The organism is Rhodococcus rhodochrous (assembly GCF_014854695.1).
In the GTDB taxonomy this organism is placed as follows: domain Bacteria; phylum Actinomycetota; class Actinomycetes; order Mycobacteriales; family Mycobacteriaceae; genus Rhodococcus.
Genome location: NZ_CP027557.1, coordinates 2,567,131 through 2,590,715, shown reverse-complemented (window position 1 = coordinate 2,590,715; position 23,585 = coordinate 2,567,131). Strand labels below are relative to the sequence as shown.

At 69.3% G+C, this 23,585-nt stretch carries 9 protein-coding genes; 4 read left to right on the top strand and 5 right to left on the bottom strand.

Annotated elements, in window-relative coordinates; all coding sequences use genetic code 11:
- Positions 1-246 precede the first annotated feature (246 nt).
- The 3 genes from C6Y44_RS12130 (at position 247) to C6Y44_RS12120 (ending at position 2,572) form a co-directional block, all read left to right on the top strand.
- On the top strand, positions 247-1,284 hold the full coding sequence (locus tag C6Y44_RS12130; RefSeq protein ID WP_159418393.1) for a sulfite exporter TauE/SafE family protein: 1,038 nt from the start codon (positions 247-249) through the stop codon (positions 1,282-1,284).
- Positions 1,285-1,303: 19 nt separating this feature from the next.
- Positions 1,304-1,882 carry a hypothetical protein gene (locus C6Y44_RS12125; RefSeq protein WP_159418394.1) on the top strand — a complete coding sequence of 193 codons (579 nt, stop codon included), beginning with the start codon at positions 1,304-1,306 and terminating at the stop codon, positions 1,880-1,882.
- Positions 1,883-1,951: 69 nt separating this feature from the next.
- A complete protein-coding gene (locus C6Y44_RS12120; protein WP_159418395.1) occupies positions 1,952-2,572 on the top strand; it encodes a hypothetical protein in 621 nt (206 codons plus the stop codon).
- Here C6Y44_RS12120 and C6Y44_RS12115 read toward each other — a convergent pair.
- From C6Y44_RS12115 to C6Y44_RS12100, 4 genes are read right to left on the bottom strand one after another with little or no spacing between them, the layout of a single operon-like run.
- Complete coding sequence (locus C6Y44_RS12115) at positions 2,512-3,240, bottom strand: lysoplasmalogenase (protein WP_159418396.1); 729 nt, start codon at positions 3,238-3,240, stop codon at positions 2,512-2,514. The two genes, C6Y44_RS12120 and C6Y44_RS12115, sit on opposite strands and share 61 nt — an antisense overlap.
- Before the next feature lie 4 nt (positions 3,241-3,244).
- On the bottom strand, positions 3,245-4,294 hold the full coding sequence (gene meaB / locus C6Y44_RS12110; RefSeq protein WP_159418397.1) for a methylmalonyl Co-A mutase-associated GTPase MeaB: 1,050 nt from the start codon (positions 4,292-4,294) through the stop codon (positions 3,245-3,247).
- A gap of 7 nt (positions 4,295-4,301) precedes the next feature.
- Entirely contained in the window at positions 4,302-6,548 is a 2,247-nt protein-coding gene (scpA, locus tag C6Y44_RS12105; protein WP_060653296.1) for a methylmalonyl-CoA mutase, read from the bottom strand.
- Positions 6,549-8,414, bottom strand: coding sequence for a methylmalonyl-CoA mutase family protein (locus tag C6Y44_RS12100; RefSeq protein WP_159418398.1), 1,866 nt, complete (start codon positions 8,412-8,414; stop codon positions 6,549-6,551).
- Between the two features lie 277 nt (positions 8,415-8,691).
- Between C6Y44_RS12100 and C6Y44_RS12095 the strand changes: the two genes are divergently transcribed.
- The gene (locus C6Y44_RS12095) at positions 8,692-9,363 is read left to right on the top strand and encodes a TVP38/TMEM64 family protein (protein WP_159419235.1); all 672 of its coding nucleotides are present in this window, start codon (positions 8,692-8,694) and stop codon (positions 9,361-9,363) included.
- On the opposite strand, the gene C6Y44_RS12090 is transcribed toward C6Y44_RS12095, so the two are convergent.
- Complete coding sequence (locus C6Y44_RS12090; RefSeq protein ID WP_192378850.1) at positions 9,342-23,066, bottom strand: non-ribosomal peptide synthetase; 13,725 nt, start codon at positions 23,064-23,066, stop codon at positions 9,342-9,344. The genes C6Y44_RS12095 and C6Y44_RS12090 overlap by 22 nt on opposite strands.
- Positions 23,067-23,585 lie beyond the last annotated feature (519 nt).

The following is a 23,585-nucleotide window of genomic DNA, read 5'->3' as shown; positions in this document are numbered from 1 at the left end:
GTTCCGTCGCCGCGACGGGCTATGCTCGACCGGACCGAACGATCCGTGCGCGGAACGAGACCTGAGGACGTGACCATGGCTGCGACGAGTACCGAGATGGCTCCGGCCGCTCGTCTCGCGCTCATGCCGTTCTGGCCGACCCGTCGCGGCGCCTGCTTCGATTGTCTGTGTTGCACCCGGGAGTGTTGCTGAGCGCTTCGCCGCTCGTCCAGCTTTTCGGGTTCTTCCAGCTTTCGGAGCCAACGCATGTTCAATCTGCTCATCTTCACACTCGTCGGTGTCGGCGCACAGCTCGTCGACGGCGCACTCGGCATGGCCTTCGGTGTGACCGCGACCACCCTGCTGCTGTTCAGCGGTGTCGGTCCGGCGCACGCGAGCGCCGCCGTGCACCTCGCCGAGGTGGGAACCACCCTCGTCTCCGGTGCTTCGCACTGGCGGTTCCGCAACATCGACTGGAAGGTCGTGCTGCGACTCGGTGTTCCCGGTGCCATCGGCGCCTTCCTCGGTGCGACCGTGCTGTCGGGACTGTCGACCGAGGCCGCCGAACCGGTGACCGCCGGAATCCTGCTGGCCATCGGCGTGTACGTCGCGTTGCGTTTCTCGGTACGACCCCCTGCGGTGGCCCATGCCCGTACCTCCCCGCACACCGCGAAATTCCTGTCGCCGCTGGGCTTCTTCGGCGGCTTCATCGACGCGAGCGGCGGTGGCGGATGGGGACCGATCACCACCAGCACCCTGCTCTCCCGCGGCAAGACGGCACCGCGCACCGTGATCGGGTCGGTGAGCGCGTCGGAGTTCCTCGTCGCGGTCGCGGCGAGCGTCGGCTTCCTGTTCGGGCTCGGCCACGAGTCGCTCGGCAATCTCGTGATCGTCGCCGGTCTCGCCCTCGGCGGCGCCCTCGCAGCGCCGGTCGCGGCCTGGCTGGTCAGCCGTGTGCCCGCGACGTTGCTCGGTACCGGCGTCGGTGGCGTCATCGTGCTGACCAACGCGCACAAGCTCGCCAAGACGTTCGAACTCTCCGGCGCGGCACTGGCGGTGCTCTACCTCGCCATCGTCGCCGCCTGGCTCACTCTGCTGATGGTGTCCTGGAAGCGTTCGCGCCTCACCCCCGCGGAGAAGAGCGGTTCGCTCGAACCGCTGGCGCAGCCGACGCCGGCGGCACTGCTCGAAGGTGCCGACGCGACGCCTCTCCCCGGGGCCCGTCCGGAGCCTCGGGAGGTACCCGGACACAATGAAACTCGCCTGAATTCCAGCACGTCACCACGGACTCCCGACGGGGCATGATAATCGCTATTATGCCCGCGTGCGACAAAAGCGAATACATACTGGTGCCTTCGTCTTCCTCACTGCCGGCGCTGCCTTGACGGCCTGCTCCGCCGAGGATTCCACGGTCGGCATCCGCAATGCTGCCGATATCGGCTCTTCGACGTCCGCCTCCGCCGAATCGCCGTATCTGGTGAAGATCGCACAGAACTTCCCCAGCTGCGAGGCCATCGGCGCGACCCTCGAGCGTTACATCGACGGGCTGACGCCCGCCCCCGGCGGTGTCGTGAGCCCCCAGCGCGTGAACTGCGTGTGGGAGGCCGGAGCCGGTGAGCCGCCCTCCGGACTCCGTTCCGTCGAGGTCGTGGTCGAACCCGAGACCGTCACACCCGCCAGCGCAGCGAAAACCGGCCTGGTGGTGGTTCCCGATTCCGCCATCGAAGCGGCCGGCGGATTCGCGCACAGCATGCCGATCAACATGGCCGGCACCGCCTTCACCGCGACCGGCGTCGAACTCCCTCAGGCCTCCGTGTCGATCACCGTCGGCGGACGCGATGCCGCGATGGTCCTCGATCCGGCAGGTGGCGTGGCGGTCGCCAAGCAGCTTCTCGGGCTGTAGCGCACGGTGTCGCGACCCTCGACCGCCCGGGCGGAACCAAGATCACATACAACTCGTACGGACGCTACGATGCGCCATGTGAATCTGACCCGATACGCGGTCGCATCCGCGACCCTCGCCGGCGCCCTACTCCTCGGAGCGTGTTCCTCCGGTGACGACGCCTCCTCCGACACCGCCTCGGACGCCGACTCCGCAGCCTCCGACACCACCACCTTCGACGCCGACACCGTCGGCGAACCGACCGGCCTCGGCAGCGACATCCTCGCCCGCTTCGACTCGTGCGACGATGTCGCGCCCGCCGTCGCCCCCTACATCGAAGGCCTGAGCCTGCGTTCGTCGAGCGGCGTGGACGAGTACAGCGTCTACTGCGCATGGGAGACCCCGGACAGCGCCACGAACCTCGACGAGATCCGGTCGGTGGAGATCGTCCTGGCACCGGGCTCCGGCACCGTCCCGGCGGCGAGCGACCTCGAAACCGGCGGTCTCGAATTGCTCCCCGACGCCGCCATCGAGGCCGCCGGTGGCATCGCCTACACCATGGGAGAAGCCGTCTCGGTCGCCGCCGTCTCCGTCACCCAGGTCCAACTGCCCGAGGTGGAGGTGTCCATCACCGGCGGGCAGTGGGGCGACTACCCGTCGCTCGACGCCCCGACCTCGGTGACCGTCGCCAAGGAACTGCTCGACCTGTAGGCCCGTCCGCGCCGATCGTGCGCGGTGAGCACACCGCGCACGATCAGAGCCTGGGCCGCGATGTAGGTGGCCATGATCCACAACCCCACCGCAGGCAGATCCGCGTCGACGAAGGCACGGACGGCGATGAGCGCATCGGAGACGACGAACAGCATCGCGCCGACCGCCACCGTCCGGTTCACGCCGGTGGCGAGCACCGCCATCGCCGCCAGACACGACGCGTAGATCGCCATCGGGACCACGAGAATCCCTGCCGCAGAAGCGCACACGGCGACCATGGCGATGACCGCGAGAGCGTAGAGGCCGACCACCCACGGGCGGGTCCGCAGCACGCTCGACCGCCGGTACGGCCAGAACGCGACGATGTAGGTGAGCTGGGCGCACAGGAAGAAGCCCACCAGCACCAGGAACGAGGCATCACCGTCGACGAGGTCGGGTGTGGCGTCCCCCAGCCACGAGAAGCCCAGTGCCACAAGCGTGCCCACGAACAGCCGGTCGCGCGGTGCGGACGTGACGAGAACGAGTCCGAGCGCGAGCAACGGCATGAGGAACCACTGCGAGACGTCGGTGAACGCCGAATCGGGCGCGAGAACCTGATAGACGAGATGAGCCGCCGCGACGATCGCGAACGCACCGAGAACGGTGACGGCGATCGTGCGGCGGCTCATGGGATCAGGAGTCCTCGCCGGACGTTCCGGGGTCGTCCACCCCGTCGAAGGCGTCGAGCAGACGTTGCGCCGCGAGCGCGGCGGTCAGCGAACCGTCGCGCACCCCGGCCTCGACGTCCTTGCGGATCGCCCGCACGCGCGGGGAGGTCTCGAGACGACGCAACAGCTGGTCGTGCACCATCGTCCACGTCCAGTCCACCTGCTGGCGGCGCCGGTTCTCGTCGAACATGCCCGCCTCGGTGAGCACCTTCTTGTGCTCGAGCACGGTGTCCCAGAAGGTGTCCAGACCGACGCCGGTCATGCCGCTCATGGTGATCACCGGCGGCTTCCAGATCGCGTCGTGCGGATGCACCATGCGCATCGCGCCGGCGAGTTCGCGGGCGGCGACCCGCGCGTCGCGTTCGAACTCCCCGTCGGCCTTGTTGACGGCGACGAGGTCGGCGAGTTCGAGCACGCCCTTCTTGATGCCCTGCAACTGGTCGCCGGTGCGGGCCAGGGTCAGGAAGCAGAAGGTGTCGACCATGTTCGCGACGGTCACCTCGGACTGTCCGACACCGACGGTCTCGACGAGGATCACGTCGAAACCGGCGGCCTCGAGCAGCACCATCGTCTCGCGGGTGGCCTTCGCGACCCCGCCGAGCGTGCCGGCCGAGGGCGACGGGCGGATGTAGGCGTCCCGCTGCACCGCGAGCCGCGCCATCCGTGTCTTGTCGCCGAGGATCGAACCACCCGTGCGGGTCGACGACGGGTCGACGGCCAGCACCGCGACCCGGTGCCCCTGCTCGAGCAGATGCATACCGAGCGCGTCGATGAAGGTCGACTTGCCGACGCCGGGCACACCGGTGATACCGACACGAATCGCGTTGCCCGCCTTCGGGAGCAGGCGCAACAGCAACTGCTGCGCCCGCTCCCGATGGTCGTCGCGGGTCGACTCGATCAATGTGATCGCCCGTGCGAGGCCGGCCCGCTCGTTGGCGAGCACGGCCTCGGCGAGGGCGTCGACGTCGATCTGCCGTCGGCGGGTCTGCGCGGCGCCGACCGAGGAGTCGCTCATGCCGACGTCAGCCTCCGAGGTGGTGGCCGAGCTGCGCGGCGAGCTTGGTCAGCAGACCGGTCGCCGCATCCGCGATCACGGTGCCGGGCGGGAAGATCGCCGCCGCACCCGCCGCGTAGAGCTCGTCGAAGTCACCCGGCGGGATGACACCACCGACGACGATCATGATGTCCTCGCGGCCCACCTCGGCCAGTGCCTGCTTGAGGGCAGGGACCAACGTCAGGTGACCCGCGGCCAACGACGACACGCCGATGACGTGCACGTCGTTGTCGGCCGCCTGCTGGGCGACCTCTTCGGGGGTCTGGAACAGCGGTCCCACGTCGACGTCGAATCCGAGGTCGGCGAAGGCCGTGGCGATCACCTTCTGGCCTCGGTCGTGACCGTCCTGGCCCATCTTCGCGACGAGGATGCGGGGGCGACGGCCCTCCTCCTCGGCGAACTTCTCGACCAGTTCGGTCGCGGCGGTGATGTTGGTGGCCTTACCGGCCTCGTCGCGGTACACGCCGCTGATCGTACGGATCTCGGCCTGGTGGCGGCCGTAGACCTTCTCCAGGGCGTCCGAGATCTCACCGACGGTGGCCTTCGCGCGGGCCGCGTCGATGGCCAGCGCGAGCAGGTTGTTGTCGAGACCCTGGCTCTGCGCACCGGCGGCGCGGGTGAGCGCGTCGAGGGCGGCGCGGGTGGCCTCCTCGTCGCGGTCGGCGCGCAGCTGCTCGAGCTTGGCCAGCTGCTCGGCCCGCACACGCGAGTTCTCGACCTTGAGGACCTCGATCTCGTGGTCCTCGGTCACCTGGTACTTGTTGACGCCGATGACCGGCTGGCGACCCGAGTCGATGCGCGCCTGGGTGCGGGCGGCCGCCTCCTCGATGCGCAGCTTCGGGATGCCCTCCGAGATGGCCTGTGCCATACCGCCGGCCGCCTCGACCTCGGCGATGTGGGCGCGGGCCTTGTTGGCGAGCTCGTGGGTGAGCCACTCGACGTAGTGCGAGCCGCCCCACGGGTCGATGGGCCGCGTGGTGCCCGACTCCTGCTGCAGCAGCAGCTGGGTGTTGCGGGCGATGCGCGCCGAGAAGTCGGTGGGCAGCGCCAGCGCCTCGTCGAGCGCGTTGGTGTGCAGCGACTGGGTGTGGCCCTGGGTCGCGGCCATCGCCTCGACGCACGTGCGGGCGACGTTGTTGAAGACGTCCTGTGCGGTGAGCGACCATCCGGAGGTCTGCGAGTGGGTACGCAGCGACTTCGACTTCGGGTTCTTCGCTCCGAACTTCTCGACGAGTTCGCTCCACAGCAGGCGACCTGCGCGCAGCTTCGCGACCTCCATGAAGAAGTTCATGCCGATCGCCCAGAAGAACGACAGGCGCGGCGCGAACTTGTCGACGTCCATTCCGGCGTCGAGTCCGGCGCGGATGTACTCCATGCCGTCCGCGAGGGTGTACGCGAGCTCGAGGTCGGCCGTCGCGCCGGCTTCCTGGATGTGGTAGCCGGAGATCGAGATCGAGTTGAAGCGCGGCATCTTCGCCGAGGTGTACGCGAAGATGTCGGAGATGATCCGCATCGACGGCTTCGGCGGATAGATGTAGGTGTTGCGGACCATGAACTCCTTCAGAATGTCGTTCTGAATGGTTCCGGCCAGCTGCTCGGGCTTGACGCCCTGCTCCTCCGCCGCCACGACGTACAGCGCCAGAATCGGCAGCACCGCGCCGTTCATGGTCATCGACACCGACACCTGCGACAGGTCGATGCCATCGAACAGCTGACGCATGTCGAGGATCGAGTCGATCGCGACACCGGCCATACCGACGTCACCCTGCACACGCGGGTGATCGGAGTCGTAGCCGCGGTGCGTGGCCAGGTCGAAGGCCACCGACAGACCCTTCTGACCGGCGGCGAGGTTGCGACGGTAGAAGGCGTTGGACTCGGCGGCGGTGGAGAAGCCGGCGTACTGGCGGATGGTCCACGGCTGGTTCACGTACATCGTCGGGTACGGCCCGCGCACGAACGGGGCCAGACCCGGGTAGCTGCCGAGCGGGTAACCCTCGGCGACGACGGCGTCGCGGTCGGCCTTGGTGTAGACCGGCTTGACGTCGATGCCCTCGGGCGTCGACCACACGACGTCCTCGGTGCTGTAGTTGTTCGCCTCGGCGACGGACTCGACGAGCGCGGCGGCCTGCTCCGCGGTGGGAGCGGTGGGCGCCGGCGCGGCCGGGTCCGTCAACGGGACGTCGGCGAAGCTGCCGATTTCGTGTTCGATGCTCACTTACGCTCCCAGAGTGTTCAGCAGGTCGGTGAGGGCGGCGACGGCGTCGATGCGCGCGGTGAGGAAGCCGTCCGGACGATCGTCGCCCTGCGCGTCCTTCACGGCCTTCTCGGGTCCGGCCAGCAGTACCGTCGTGATCCCCGCCGCACGCAGCGCAGCGGTGGCCGTACCGGCCTGCTCGCCGTAGCGGGTGTCGGTGCCGCACAGCACGGCGACGGACGTTCCGGTGTCGCCCACCAGGGACGACAGGTCGGCGTCGAGATCGAGCGGTCCGGGATTGACCGCTTCGATGCCACCGGCGGCGAGCAGGTTCGCCGCGAAGGTCGCCCGCACGTTGTGTTCGGCGATCGGTCCGAGCGGAGCGAGCAGCACCCGCGGGCGGGCACCACGCGAGGCCAGATAGGTGTCGGAGCGGTCGCGCAGCGCCTCGAACGGGGCGGCGTACCGCGCGGCGGACGCGCCGGCCTCGGCGACACCGACCGGCAGCGGCTTCTCGGCCAGATTCGGGAACTCGTTGACACCGGTCACCGAGAACTTGCGGTGCGCGATGTCGGACTCGCGGCGGGCACGCGTCTGCGCGACACGCTCGGCGATCACCCCCGCCTCGAGAGCGGCGCGGTAGCCACCGGCCGCCTCGATCTCCTGGAAGAAGCCCCATGCCTTCTCCGCGATCTGCGCGGTCAGTTCCTCGACGTACCAGGAACCGGCGGCGGGATCGAGAACGCGACCGAGGTTGGACTCCTCGAGCAGCAGCAGCTGGGTGTTGCGGGCGATCCGGGCGGAGAACGCCTCGGATACCTCGAGCACACCGGCCGGCAGTGCGGAGTCGAACGGCAGGACCGTGACGGCGTCGGCGCCACCGACACCCGCGCCGAACGCAGCGAGGGTCGTACGCAGCATGTTCACCCACGGATCGCGCTGGGCCATCATCGCCGCGGAGGTCACGGCGTGCTGCGGAGCGTTTCCGGCCTCGGGGGCACCGGCGACCTGGGCCACGCGCGCCCACACCTGACGACCTGCGCGGAACTTGGCGATGGTCTGGAACTGGTCGTCGGTCGCGGCGAGACGGAACTCGAGCTGACCGAGCGCGGCCGCGACGGGAACCCCGGCGTCGACGAGTGCTCGCACGTAATCGAGTCCGGCGGCGATCGCGGCACCGAGTTCCTCGGCGTCGGACGAACCGGCGTTGTGGAAGGCGGTGCCGTCCACGGTGAGGGCACGCACCGCTTCGGTGCGGTCGGCGGCGGCCCGTGCCAGCTCGACGGCCTCGTCGAGAGACACGTCGGGACGTTCGGAGAACGCGCTGGTGAGCGGCGCTGCACCGAGGAAGATGCGCACGGCGGCGCGGTCCTCGATGTCGGTGCGATTGTCGAGCACGGAGTACACGGCGGTGGTCGCTGCGACCACATCGGCACCGGCGTCGAGACGGACCGGCGCGAGGTCGAGGAGCACACCGTTGAGCGCGGTGTCGAGTGCGTCCACGGGGACCGCGCCGGCGCCGAGACCGAGCCACACCGAGCTGACACCGTTGTTCAGGGCGTCGAGGATGCGCTCGTTGACCGAGGCCGCGTCGGTGCCGGTGAACCGGACGTCGACGAGCCAGCCGGTGTTGACGTCGCGCGTGGACGAGCCACCGCGGACGAACGGGAACTCACCGGGCAGCGGCGCTTCGTCGCGCTCGTCGCGCACGCCGTACAGCGGCGCGACGGTGACGTCGTCGTAGGTCGTGGTCTCGAGCAGACGCTGCGGCTCGGGTCCGAGTTCGGCCGGGTCGACGCGTCGGGACTTGGCCAGCACCCCCGCCACCGCGTCCTGCCACTGCGCATATGCGCGCGCGGCATCCTCGGCTTCTGCAGCTAATGACACGGGCGATTCCTCCTACTGCGGGTTTGCAGGCTTTGTACGGACGGCGTTGTCGGCCGGAGGTGGACAACCTCGAAAAGGGTAGGTTGCCTTCGGTGTGATGCTATCCCCACACACCGCGCGGTCGTTGTGGGGATCACCACAGTTTTTCTAGCGTTCGATAACGACGTCCTCGACCGGAACGGTATCGTGCCGCCTTCGTCACTCTGCTCGCGGGGAAGCAGAGACCGCCCGGCCGGTAGTGTGGACGCTCGTGACGAGGCTTGCCGCAGACCGTAGAGTGCTCGGCATCCTGGGCCTGGTGGCGGCGCTCGTCGTCGCAGCTCTCGTGGTGCCGCATCCGACGATCGCCCAGATCCGGGAGTGGTCGGAATCGGTGCACGGCCCGGCACTGGTCCTGGTGTTCTTCACCGTCCACGCCCTGGTCACGATCGCCCCGATTCCGCGCACGGTGTTCACCCTCAGCGCCGGCGTGCTGTTCGGCAGTGCCGTCGGCATCGGCGTGACGGTCGCCGCGTCCACGGTCAGCGCCGTCCTCGCGTTCCTGCTCGTGCGGGCCGTCGGACGCAAGGCCGTGGAATCGCGCCTCACGCACCCGGCAGCGAAAGCGATCGATCTGCGACTGGCACGCCGCGGATGGCTCGCGGTCGGCTCCCTGCGGTTGATCGCCGCCGCCCCGTTCTTCGTCGTGAACTGTTGCTGCGCGGTCTCGGCGGTCCGTCTCGTCCCCTACACACTCGCGACGGTCGTGGGCATCCTGCCGGGCACCGTGGCGGTGGTGCTCCTCGGCGACGCCCTGACCGGGCAGACCGATCCGCGGCTGATGGTGATCACCGGGGTGTGCATCGCGCTCGGTCTCGCCGGGCTGTTGCTCGAGGCCAGGCTCCCCGAGCCCGCCGGTTCGGCGCTCGACGCCGTCGTCGATCCGGATCAGGATCCGGCGGCGAGATAGTCGGCCAGGATCGGGCCGAGGACGGCGAGTACGGCCGGGGTCATCATCTCCAGATGGTCGCAGTCGATCGTGTGCTCGGTGATCGTGCCGGACACCCACGGCCGCCACAGGGCCGGTGACGCACCGTCGCCCGTGCCGAGCGAGCGCGCCGCGGCGACGAACAGCAGGTCACCGTCGAAACATCGCAGGTCGAGCGTCGGCGCGGCCCGGTGGACGTGCGCGTAGGCCGTGAGGATCCGCTCCAGGTCGGTGGTGGACAGTCCGGTCTCGTGCCCGAGACTGCGGTTCACTGCGTCGAGCAGCTGCTCGGAGGTCATCTCGTCCGGTGTCGCGTGGGGCAGTTCGATGCCCAGTCCCGCCAGCAGCTCCGCGTGGGTGTGGGCACGCCGCTCGCGTTCGAGCGGGTAGTAGTCGAGGACGACCAGATCGACGGGCTCCCCCGCGGCACGCAGTTCGACACCCATGTGATGGGCGATCAGTCCGCCCTGGGACCAGCCGAGCACGGTGTAGGGACCTTGCGGTTGCACGGCCCGCAGCTCCTCGACGTAGCGGTGTGCCAGTTCGGCGGGTGTCGCGTCGAGGGGTCCGCCCGAGAGGTACGGCAGTTGCAGCCCGTACACCGGCCGATCCGGCAGGTGGCGCAGCAGTCCCGCGTACACCCAGGACAAGCCGATCGCGGGATGTACGCAGAACACCGGTGGGCGGTGACCGTGCCCGCGCAGGGGGATCAGCACACCGAACATGCCGGTCGCCGGAGCAGTGGTCGTGGTCGCCTCGTCGAGGCGATCCGCGAGGCCGGCCGGTGTGGGGTCGAGGAAGACCAGAGACAGCGGAACTTCCCGGCCCAGCTCGCTGCGCAGCTTCGATGCCACGGCGGTCGCGGCGAGCGAGTTGCCGCCGAGGTCGAAGAAGTTGTCGTCGATCCCGATCCGGTCCCGTTCGAGGACGGAGGCGAACGCGCGGGCGACGGCACCTTCGGTCGGCGTGCGCGGCGCCCGGTAGGCAGCCCCGACCGGCGCGGCCGCCGGTAACGCCGACCTGTCCACCTTCCCGCTCGGGGTGACGGGCAGGCCCGGTAGCACGACGATCACCGACGGGACCATGTACCGCGGCAGCCGGGTGGCCGCGAAATGCAGGATCTCGGGCGCCTCGATCGGAACGGTCCCGGTGGGCACCACATATCCGACGAGCCGGTCGCCGCTGCCGTCGTCGCGCACCACGACCACCGCCTGGGCAACGGCCGGATGCCGGAGCAGTGCCGCCTCGACCTCCTCGAGCTCGATGCGCAGACCGCGCAGCTGGATCTGGAAGTCACTGCGCCCGACGTAGACGGGCTCGGCGCCCGCCGCGGTGCGGGTCCAGCGCATCAGATCTCCGGTGCGGTACATCCGGCGCCCCGGGGCGCCGAGGGGGTCGGCGACGAAACGCGTCGCCGTCAGGCCGGGTTGTCCCGCATACCCTCGCCCCAGACCCGGTCCGGCGAGGTACAACTCCCCCACCGCGCCGCCGGCCACGGGCTGCAGATACGAGTCCAGCAGGTACTCGTCGAAACCGGGTATCGGCGGCCCCACGGTGGGATTCTCGCCGGGGACGAGCGGATCGAGCAGGTTCGACATCACCGTGGCCTCGCTCGGACCGTAGCCGTTGACCATGTGACGGCTCCGGGCCCACGTCTCCACCAGGGACGGCGGGCACGCCTCCCCACCGACGCTCACAAAGGTGAGGGCCGGCAGCGCGTCCCGATCCAGCGTCGCCAACACCGCGGGTGTGGTGTACAGGTGCGTGATCTCCTCGTCGGCGAGGACACGCTCGAGGTCGTCACCGGCGGCAATGCCGGGCGGCACCACGACGAGCCGTGCCCCGGCCGAGAACGCGACGATCGTTTCCAGCAGCGAGGCATCGAACACCGGAAGCATCGCCTGCGCGACTCGCGACTCGCGGTCGGCGACCGTCGAGAGCCGATCGACCAACTCGGCGATGCCGCGATGCGTCACGGTCACCCCCTTCGGCGTGCCCGTCGATCCGGACGTGAAGACGACATACGCGGCGTTGTCGGCGCGCACCGGAGCGCGGCGGTTGATGTCCGGCACCGGCGTTGCCGGCGCACCGTCGACGTCCATGTCCCGAACCGGCACGACGGATACATCGTCGGGCACCGCCGGTTCGGGTCCGTCGACGAGCACGCAGAGCGGTGTGACCGTCCGGATCATCGCGGTGACGCGGTCGCGGGGTTGGTCGGGGTCGGCGGGCACGTAGACGGCACCGGCGCGGACGACGGCGAGCATGGCGACGACCCGCAGGAACGACCGCCGCATCGCCACCACGACGGTGGTCTCCGGTGCTGCTCCGCGGGAGACGAGCAGATGTGCGAGCCGCTCGACCCGCTCGTCCAGCTCCGCGTAGGTCCATTGCCTGCCTGCGTCGACGACGGCGACGGACTCCGGGGACCGCGCCATCCAGTCGTCGAGGATCTCCGCCCACGTCCGTGAAGGGGCGGTGCCGGGAGCGGACACGACCGACACCTCGTCCCCGAACAGGCGGAGACGACCGAGCGGCACCTCCGGCCGATCGACGACGGCCTCGAGGACCTGGGCGACCTGCGACACGATCGCGTCGGCCGCGGCCCCGTCGAACAGATCCGGACGGTAGCTCAGTCGCAGCCGCAGCGCGTCGTCGACGTGCGCGATCAAAGTCAGCGGATAGTGGCCGGAGTCGTGTCCGGTGACCTCGCGCACCTGCATGCCCGCGATGTCGACCGCATCGGACAGAGCGGCACGGTCGACCGGGTACGACTCGAACACCGTCAGGGTGTCGAACCCGGCAGCCGGTCCGGCGACCTGCTGGATCTCCGTGAGACCGAGGTGATGCCGGTCGAGCAGTGCGGTCTGCTCGACTCGGATCCGCTCGACGAGCGCTGCGAGGGTTTCGTACGGGTCGAGCCGGACCCGCACGGGAACCGTGTTGACGAACAGACCGATCATCTCCTCGACCCCGTCGACCTCCGCGGGCCGCCCGGAGACGGTCGATCCGAACACGACGTCGCGCTGCGAGGTGAGCTTCGCCAGCACGATCCCCCACGCGACCTGCACCACCGTGCCGACGGTGAGCCCGTGGTCCCGGACGAAGGCCTCCAGGCGCCGGGTGTCCGCCGGATCGAGCGCCCAGGTGGTCTCCTCGGACAGAGCCTGCACGAAGGTCTGCTCGGCGTCCGGGGCGACCAGCGTGGGCCGATCCGGACCGGCCAGGTACCGCGACCAGGCATCGCGGGCGGGCGCCGGGTCCTGCTGCACGAGCCACCGCACATAGTCCCGGTAGGGACGTACCGGCGGGAGAACCCCGGTGTCCGCATCGGTGCCGTACAGCACGAGGAGTTCCTTCAGCAGCAACGGCGCCGACCAACCGTCGAGCAGGATGTGGTGGTTCGTGAACACCAGCCGGTGATCGTCCGGTCCCATCCTGACCAGGCTCAAGCGCACCAGCGGTCCGTGCGCCGTGTCGAAACGCTGCGTCCGGTCCTCGGTCTGCAGACGGGCCAGTTCCGACGCACGGTCATCAGGATCCAGGTCGCTCAGATCCCGCTCACACAGCGGCAGTTCGACCGATGCCTGCACGACCTGCACGGGCGGGGACTCCCCGTCGAAGACGAAGTTCACCCGCAGGTTCGGATGCCGCGCCGCCAGGGCGGCCACCGCCCGCCGGAGGCGTCGCGGATCGACGACACCGCCCAGGTGCAGGGTCAGTTGCACCGTGTACGCGTCGAGCGAATCGTTCCGGAGGGCATGGAACAGAAAGCCGGTCTGCAAGGGGGTGAGGGGCCACACGTCCTCGAGGCCGGGATAACGGCGCTCGAGCTCGTCGAGGCGTTCCTGGCTCAACGGGACCAGCGGCAGATCCGACGGGGTGTGCCCTCCCGCGCCCGGTTCGGCGACGTGCCGGGCGAGGCCGCTCAGCATGCGTCGCCACCGTTCGGCCAGATCCGACACCTCCGGGCGGGCGATGACCCCGGTCGCATAGGCGAGATCCGCGCGCAGCACCGGACCGTCGGCGGTGTCGACGACCATGGCGTTGACGGAGATCACCGCCGGTACCGGCTGAGCGGGATCGAGGCCACCGCCGAATTCGATGTCCGTGACGGCGTCCGGCAGCGTGCTCCGGCCGTGGAAGTTGAAGGCGAGCCGGGGTGCCGGCAGGGCTTCGAGCGCGGCGCGGCCCTCGTCGTCGAGATACCGCAGCATCCCGTATCCGATCCCGTGGTCGGGAACGGCACGCAGGTGTTCCTTGACAGTCTTGATCGCGGTTCCCGCTGCGGTGCCGCCGCGTTCCACGGCCTCCACGTCGATACCGGCCAGGTCCAGTCGCACCGGATAGGCCGCGGTGAACCATCCGACCGTCCGGGACAGATCGGCTCCCGGCACGACCTGCTCCTCCCGGCCGTGGCCTTCCAACGCCACGAGCACCCGGGCGAGGTCGATCCCGCGCTCGGCGCGCTGCGCGACGACGGCTCCGGCCAGCGCTGCGAGAAGACCGTCCACGATGCTCCCGTGGAAGGCCGCCGGGAGGACGGTCAGCAGCGCGGTGGTCGTGGGGGCGGGAACCTCGACGGTGACGGTGTCGACGGTGGCCCCGACGTCGACCGCGGGGTCCAGCTCTCTGGCGCCGAGCAGCGCATCCGGACCCGACAGGGTCGAGATCCAGAACGGCAGCTCGGCCGCGCGCGTGCCGCGGCGGGTCGCCTCGACGAGACCGTGCGCCCAGCGGCGCATCGAGGTGCCCGTCGGTGCGGGATCCGGGTCGAGTCCGTGTTCGAGTCGAGCCGCCGCAGCAGCGAGGTCGCCCAACAGGATTCGCCAGGAGACACCGTCGATCACGGCATGATGTGCCACGAGCAACAGCCGCGACGCGGGTCCCGCCTCGAATTGCACCGCCTGCAACATCACTCCCCTGCCGGGATCCAACCGTCCGGTCGCGGCAGCATGCTCGGCAGCGGCGATCGCGGTGAATTCGGGCCCCGTGAGGTCGTCGACCCGGACGCGGCACAGGATCGACGACGCCGAGACAGATCCGATGGGCCGTGTCTCGAGATGCAGCTCGTCAGGCGTTCCGGGCTCCGCGTGAAGCCGCGCCCGCAGCATGTCGTGCCGATCCACGACCGCCTGCAGGGCCGCGAGAAGGTCGGCCTCGCGGAGTCGGTCCGGCAGCGGAACCGACACCGATTGGCAGAAGCCCGGATACGTGCGGCCGCTCCCGACCAGCCACCGCAGTATCGGGGTGAGTGGAACGTCACCGACGCCGCCGCCCGGCAGTTCCTCGAGCGTCGGCGCGGCCGGTCCGGCCAGGGTGACCGCCGCAGCGAGCGCTGCAATGGTCTTGTGTTCGAACACATCTCGGGGCGAGAGCACCAGTCCCTCAGCTTTGGCCCGCGCGACCAGCTGGATCGACATGATCGAATCGCCGCCGAGAGCGAAGAACGAATCCTGTGTACCCACCCGGTCGACGCCGAGCACGTCGGCGAACACCCGGGCGAGAGCCCGTTCGGTGTCGGTGGTCGGTGCGATGTAGCCCTCGCTCCGCGTCGCGACCTCCGGGGCCGGCAGCGCGCGGCGGTCGAGTTTGCCGTGCACCGTCACCGGCAGGTCGGCCATGTGAACGAACGCGGCGGGAACCATGTAGTCGGGCAACCGCTCTCGGACGAAGCGACGGACGTCGTCGAGTCGCTCCTCTGCGGCGGGGTCGTTGACATAGCGGGCGAGGCTGCCGATGTCATCGGCCGGACGGTACACATCGGTCAGCGCTGCATCGGCCCTGTCGTCCGGGTCGTCGCGGAGGACGATCACCTCCATCGATCCCGGTTCCTGCGACCACGTCACGGCGACCCGGTAGCCGAGTTCGGCGCCGAGCAGATCGAAGTCCGCAGGACCGATGCCGTCCGATCGTGGCCGGGGGTCCGGTTCCGGTACGAACGCGTGGCCGGGCATCGCATCGAGGGAGGTCGTCGCGGCCATCACGGACTGCAGGGCGGTGTGCGGTACGCCGGACACGCGCAGGGCGTCGGGACGATCCGTCCGTAGGTGGTCGGCGAGCGCGGCGAGTGTTCCGAATCCCGCCCAGGACCGGCACGGAACGTCGGCGAGCGACCTGGGTCCGGTACCGGTGTGCAGCACCACGCTGTAGCGGTACAAGCCGAGTTCGTTGGCCGTCCGCATCCGGCCGAGTTCGATGTCGACCCCGGTGACACCCGGCAGACGACCGGCCAGGCCGGCGAAGAACTCGGGGGCGAGCAGCAGTTCCCTCTCGGAGAGCGTGGCACGGCGGACGCGTTCGCGGATCGTGTCCGCGGTCTCGGTGCCGTCGGCACGGGCGAGTTCCACCGCGGCAGCGAAGTACGGCAGCAGCGCCTGGTTCCGGACATCGCCGAGATGGACCGATCCGCCGGGTGCGAGCAGCAGCAGGATCTTCCGGAGCACCTCGAGCAGATACGCCGCATCCGGGAAGTACTGGATCACCGAATTGAGCACGACGGTGTCGAAGTACCGCTGCGGCAACCCCTCGGTCGCGTGCGCCGGTTGCGTCCTCAACGTCACCCGATCGGCCCACGGCTGCGATCGCACGGCGGAGCGCAGCGTCTCGATCGTCGGGGCCGAGAAGTCCGTGCCCCAGTACTCGGCGCAGTCGGGGGCCAGTTCTCGGAGCAGGAGACCGGAGCCCACGCCGATCTCGAGCAGGCGTCGGGGCCGGAGCCGCCGGACGGCCCGCACGGCGGCGTCGCGCCAGTCCCGCATCTGCTCGACCGGAATGGGCTGCCCGGTGTCGGTGGCGTTCCAACCCGCGAAGGTGCCGGTGTCACCGGTGTCCTCTTGTGGCGGCGTGGAGTACACGTCGTCGTACAGTGCCCTCCACCGCTCGACGGTGCCGGTCGCGCGGGTCGGGTCGGCGAGCAGTGTCTGCTCCCGGTCGAGCACGACATACGCGACCAGTCGTCCGGTCTCGTGGTGCCCCGGAGTCTCCCGCACGACCACGGCCGTGTGGGCCACCGCCGGATGCGCACCCAGGACCGCTTCGATCTCACCGGGTTCGACCCGGAAACCGCGGACCTTGACCTGATCGTCGCAGCGGCCCACGAATTCCAGGTGCCCGCCCGGGCCCTCGGCATCGCTCGTCGAGCGGATCCACCGCACGATGTCACCGGTGCGGTACATCCGCTCCCCCGGCCCGCCGAACGGGGATGCCACGAATCGCGCCGCGGTCGTGGCCGGACGACCGGGATATCCGCGAGAGACCCCGTCCCCGGTGATGTACAACTCGCCGGGGACACCGGGCGGCACCGGCAGCAGTCCGGCGTCGAGGACGAGGACCGCGACTCCCGGGATCGATGTGCCGATCGGGACCGACGCGCGCTCTCCTCGGGCGAACGCGTCCCCGACGAGGTACATCGTCGCGCACACCGTCGTTTCCGTCGGTCCGTACGCGTTGACGAGCAACGTCGAGGGATGCGATTCGCGGAAGCGACGTGCGACCTCCGGGGACAGCACGTCACCGGCCGTGACCACCTGGTCCACACCGTCCCACACCTGCTCCGGAACGACGGCCGGGTCGGCAAGGGCGTGAAACAGCGGTGTCGGGACGAACATCGTCGTCACACCGTGTTCGGCGATCATCCGCGCGACCGTCGACGGATCGAGCAGGCCGGGTGGCGCGAGCACCAGTTCGGTACCGCCGATCAGGGCGGGCCAGATCTCGTACACCGACGCGTCGAAACCCGGTGAGGACACCAGCGACATCCGGTGTCGCGGTCGCGAATCGGTCCATCCGTGCTCGACGAGGTGCACGAGGTTCCGGTGCGTGACGGCCACGCCCTTCGGGACACCCGTGGAACCGGACGTGTAGATCGTGTACGCGGTGTTCGACGGGTGCAGGGGCGCGATCCTGTCGTCGTCGGTGAGCGGTCGCGCATCGTCGGGCAGGGCGTGGGACGTCGGGCCGCCCGTCTCGTCGACGACCACGACGACGGCCGGGTCCGCGTGCGAGGTGGATCGACTGTCGGTGACCAGGACGCGGGGCGCGGCGTCGGCGAGGACGAAGGCGGTGCGATCGCTCGGATAGGCGGGGTCCAACGGCAGATAGGCGCCACCTGCCGCCGACACCGCGAGAAGTGCGACGACCAACGCCGGGGATCGATCGAGAGCGACGACCACCACGGACTCGGGCCCCACCCCCAGCTCTACGAGCAGACGAGCCAGCCTGTTGGCCCGGGCATCGAGGTCGCGGTACGTCCATCGGCCGGCGGCGCTGGTCAGCGCCGGTGCGTCCGGTGTCGCCGCGACCCGCTCGGCGAACACCGCCGGAACCGTCCGGTCAGCAGTGGTGGCGTCCGGACCGCTCCACGCGTCGAGGAGCAGATCGCGCTCCGACCGATCGAGAAGGTCGACACCGTCGACCCGTCGGTGCGGCGACCTCACGAGGGCATCGAGGACGCGGAGATACCGGTCGGCGAATCGTTCGACGGTGTCGCGCTCGAACAGATCGCTCGCGTATTCGATGCTGCCGAGCATCCCGCCGTCCTCGGCAGACGCGCGCTCCGACACGCTGATGTACAGGTCGAACCGCGCGATGTCGGTCGCGACGGGCAGCATCTCGACGTGGATGTCCGGATGGTCCAGGCTCGGCAGTGGGTTGTTCTGCAACGCGAATGCGACCTGGAACAGCGGATGATGGGCGGTCGAGCGCGCCGGGGCGAGCAGCTCCACCAGCCGTTCGAAGGGCGCGTCCTGGTTCTCGTAGGCGGCCAGTGCCTTGGCCCGCACGCGGTCGAGGACATCGGCGAGCGTCCATCGTCCGGTGATGCCGTCCACGCGCAGCACCCACGTGTTGACGAAGAATCCGACGAGATCGGCAAGGGCCTCGTCGGTCCGCCCGGCCACCGGACCACCGATCGTGATGTCATCGCCCGCACCGAGCTTGTGCAGGAGTACCACGAGTGCCGACTGGAAGACCATCGACGCGGTGACGCCGTGCTCGCCGGCCAGGTCGTCGGCCGCGATACGCAGCTCCGCGGGAATCGTGAACTCCACCCGGCCACCGCGGAAGGACTGCACCGCGGGGCGGGGACGGTCGAGCGGAAGAGAAAGGCATTCCGGGACCCCGGCGAGTTCTTCTCGCCAGTAGGAGAACTGCCGGTGCAGGATGCTTCCCGTCTCGTCCTCGTCCCCCAGCACCTCCCGTTGCCACAGGGTGTAGTCGGCGTACTGCACCGGCAGCGGATCCCATCGCGGTTCGGTCCCGGCCGATCGGGCCGCGTATGCCAGCAGCATGTCGCGCACCAGCGGCACCATCGACGCGCCGTCGCCGGCGATGTGATGCAGCACGAGCACCAGCACGTGGTCGTCGGAACCCGTCTGCAGCAGGGTGGCCCGCACCGGGATGTCGGTGGACAGGTCGAAGGGCCGCCGCGCCTCGGCGCGCACGGTGGCCTGCTCTTCGTCGGCGGTCACTGCCCGCACAGGCAGCGACAATGAGGTCCGCTCGACCGGCAGGATGCGCTGGAAGGCGACTCCGTCGGATTCCTCGAAGACCGTGCGCAGGGACTCGTGGCGCCCCACGACATCGGCGAACGCCGCCCTCATCGCGTCGATGTCCACCCGTCCGGTCAGGCGTGCCGCCATGGGGATGTTGTAGGTCGGCGACGGACCTTCGTAGCGGTGGATGAACCACAACCGGGACTGCGCGTAGGACAACGGGATCCGGTCCGGTCGACGTCGGGGTGTCAACGGCGTCCGGGCGACACCGCAGTCCGCGAGTCGCGGTGCCAGCTCGGCGATCGTCGGTGCTTCGAAGAGCATCCTGATGGGTGCTTCGACGTGCAGTGCGGACCGGATCCCCGCCACGACACCGGTCGCCGACAGGGAATCGCCTCCGAGTTCGAAGAAGTTGTCGTCGACGCCGACCCGATCCGGGGACAGATGAAGAACGTCCGCGAAGACCCCCGCGAGAGTCCGTTCCAGCCCCGTGCGCGGAGGACGATGGAGCACGCCCCGGCGGTCCGGGGCCGGCAGCGCGGCACGGTCCAGCTTGCCGTTGGCCGTGATCGGCATAGCTGCCAGCGGCACCACCACAGCCGGGACCATGAAATCCGGGAGTTCCGTCGCGAGCGCATCACGAATCGCTGCGGGAGCCGGCGCCGTACCGGTGCGCGGCACGACGTACGCCACCACCCGGTCGGATCCGGTCTCGCGCCGAACCACCGCCGCGGCCTGCTCGACGTCGGGGTGGCGGAGCAGTGCTGCTTCCACTTCGCCGAGTTCGATGCGCCGCCCCCGCACCTTGACCTGGAGGTCGGCGCGCCCGGCGTAGATCAGGCGCAGATCCGAGGCGATCTCTGCGGTGCTCTCGTCGCACGTCGACCACCGCACGAGATCGCCGGTGCGGTACATCCTCGACCCCGGTGGCCCGAACGGGTCCGCGACGAACCGCGTCGCCGTCGTCCCTGGCCGCCGGTGGTAACCCCGCGCCAGGGCACGTCCTGACGGATACAGCTCGCCGATCACCCCGGGCGGCACCGGATTCAGGCGTGCGTCGAGCACGACGGAACGGAATCCGGGTCCGAGTGTGCCTGCGGTGACCGGTCTGCCGGGCACGAGGTCCTCCGAGGCCATCTGCACGGTGATCTCGCTCGGCCCGTACCCGTTGACCATGCGGCGGCCCGGCGCCCATTTCTCCACGAGCCAGGTCGGGCAGTCCTCACCGCCGACGCTCACGAAGGACAGGTCCTCGGGGACCGCCGGATCGATCGTTGCGAGGACCGCAGGAGTGGTGCAGAAGTGGGTGATCCGCTCGGCGCGCAACGCATGTGCGAGGTCGTGACCGGCGGACGCGCCGGGTGGGCCGATCACCAGGTGCGCCGCCGAGCCGAACGCGACGAGCAACTCCAGTACCGCCAGGTCGAAGCTCGGGGATGTCCCGTGCCAGACCCGCGCGTCGTGGCCGGCGAGCGTGCGGGTGTGCGCGACGAGGTTCGACAGTCCCCGGTGGGTGACGACCACGCCTTTCGGCTGTCCCGTCGATCCGGAGGTGTAGATGAGGTAGGCGGGTTGATCCGAACGCGCGGGCGCGCACCGGTCCGTATCGGTCACCGGAGACCCGGTGTATCGCTTCGTCTCCGTGACCACCTCCGGATCGTCGACCACGGTCCACGGCACGGTGCCGGGAAGCAGGGACCGTTCGCCGATGGTGGTGAGTCCGAGCACGGCGCCGCAGTCGCGCAGCATGTACTCGATCCGGGCGGGCGGATAGGCGGGGTCCACCGGGACGAAGGCCGCGCCCGTCTTCGCCACGGCCCAGATCGAGACGATCGAGTCGACGGACCGGGCCATGCCGATCGCGACGAAACGTTCCGGTCCTGCGCCGCGCTCGATGAGCATGCGGGCCAGCCGATTCGACCGCTCATCGAGTTCCCGGTAGTCGATCCGGGTCTCGCCGCACGACACTGCGGTGGCCGCGGGGGTGCGGAGTGCAGCGTCGGTGAGGATTTCCGGCAGCAGACGTTCGGTCACCGGCGGCGGACCCGTCACGGGAACGAGTGCGGTCCGTTCGGCTGCGTCGAGCAGATCGAGGTCGCCGACCCGTATCTCCGGATCCTCTTCGACGGCCAGGAGGATCCGTTCCAGTCGGCGGGCGATGCGCTCGACGGTCGGCGCGGTGTAGGCGTCCGTGGTGTATCGGATGCGGAGCACGTCCGCGGACGTCGACTCGCGTCCGGCACCGTCGCCGGATTGCGGACGCTCCAGATCGATACGCAGGCCGACGTCGCCGAGGACGGTGTTCTCCACCTTCCTGTCCGCATCGCCCCGTCCTTCGACGGTGATGCGGAAGAGTGGGGTGTGCGATCCGTTCCGTGTCGGCGCCAGCGCGTCGAGCAGTGTCGCGGCAGATACGTCGGCATGTGCGAGAGCGTCCCGAGTCCCACGGGAGATGTCCTCGAGGAGATCTCGGAACGGCTCGTCGAGGCGCACTCGGGTGCGCACCGGCAGGACCGTGCGCACATGAGTGGTACCGGCCGGGACCGGGACACCGAGGACGACGTCGTCGGTACCACCCGACCTGGCAACGAGGATCGCGGTGGCAGCGTGCAGGATCGGGAGACGATCGTCGGCACATTCGGCGCTCGCTCGGCCCGGTCCGCTGCCGAGGGGATGGACGAACTGCGCCCACGCCGAAGCAGATCCCGCGTTGCCCGTCCGTCCACCGGCGGGTGCCGGCGTGGACGGTGACAGTGCGGGCGGGGTGGGTGCGCCGGCCAGAAGGTGCCGCCAGTGATCGAGCACGGTGTTCCGCCGGTAGCGGGGGGCGGCCGCTCCGGCGCTCGGCGGATGGATCGAACCGACCGGCGTTCGAGGGTCGGCTGCGACGAACTGCTCGAGGATCTCCGTGAAACAGATGCACTGCGCCTGTATCTCGTTCTCCTCGTATCGGTTCGGATTCGCCCGGAATTCGATCACGGTGCCGGCCGGCGCACTGCGGCGGTGGACGGTGATCAGCCGGTCCCCGACGGGCCCGCGCGACAGGACATGTGGTGTTCCCACGATGTCCCCCAGTACGGGTTGCTGATCGAACAGCATGACGTTGACCAGCGGGACCGAGAATCGGGACACCGGTTCGGATGTCGCCCGGCGGATGTCGTCGAGTCCGCACGCCTGGTGTCGGAGGGCTCCGACGAGCTCGACCTGCATCCGCCGGACGAGATCCTCGACGGGTTCGCTCGGATCCACCCGGATCCGCAGGGGAACCACGTTGACGAGCATTCCGGCGGACCGTCGCAGCTCGGCCGTCGTCCGCGCCGACACCGGGATGTTCACGAGCACGTCGTACCGCCCCGACCGCCGCGAGAAGAAACAGGCGGCGGCCGCGAGTACCACTGCGGCCGAGGAGGCATCCCGCATCGCCGGGGACCCCGACAGGTAGACGTCCGCAGTGTCCGACAGATCCGTCTCCGCCGTGAGGGTCCGGACCGCCGGGGGCACCTCCGTGGTGTCGACGTGCGGCAGGTCGCGGATCCGCTCACTCCAGTACTCACGATCCGCGACGAACCGGCTCGACGCGCGGTACTGCCGGTCCTTCTCGTACAACGTCCGTAGATCCGCCGGCGGCTTGTCCGGCGTCGACACCCCGTCCTGGCCGGAACTCCGGGAGGCGAGTGCCCTGGAATAGAGTTCGGCTCCCCTGCGGACGATGATCATCGCTCCGAACCCGTCGAGCGCGATGTGGTGAGCCTTGACGTACACGAGGTAACTGGCATCACCCGTGCGCAGAACCACGATGCGGCACAACCGGTCCGCCATCAGGTCGACGGGTGCTTCCACATCCCGCCGGAGCCACTCCTCGGCCACTCCCCGAGGATCGGATTCGTCACGGAGATCGACGACCTCGGTGGGTACATCGAGGTTTCGGTCGACGACCTGGCACGGACGGCCGTCCACGTCGACGAGACGCAGGAGGACGGTCTCGAACTCCCGCCCGGCGGTCGTCGACGCCCACTTCAGCAGCTCGAGATCGAGTTCTCCACGGAATTCCACGTATTGGGCGATGACGAAAGGGACTTCGGGCACGAGTTGCTGAGCGAGCCAGATACCGTACTGGGCCGGAGTCAGCGGGAACGCACCCGCGCGCTCGTCGTCGGAGTTGTGCGCGGTGCCTACGACGGGAGTGGCCACAGCGCCCCCTTCACGAGGATGTGTGTGCAGCGGCAGCGTCGAACGGGAGCGTCTCGTCGAGCCGGATGCCATCGAGCGTCGTGCACAGCTCACGAGTGGGAAGGACCGAGTCGGCACGTCGCTTCGAAAATGTATGCGTCAGCGTAGGACGGGGACGGGGTTGCTGCAATGCTGTGCAGCAGAACGAGATCGAGATGCGACCAGGACATGACGCAGAGGACGACGCTCACACATCCCGACATTCGGCATTTTCACGCCATAAACCTTGGGTTTGTTTGATGGGATGGATAGAAACCCTCCGTCCGCGCTATGCTCGTTTTACAAACTTAGAATGCAAAACTTTCGGTAAACTCCGGACGAAGGGGAATTCACGCCCGGCCCGACGGTCGAACGAGCACGGGACCCGCGAGAGCGGACGATGCACGAGGCCGGACCGGAACAGTCGAACATTTTGCGCTGCAACAATTTCCACTCGTCGTATGCCTGCTGCGCGAAACAGCCTTCCGACAATCCTTTCCA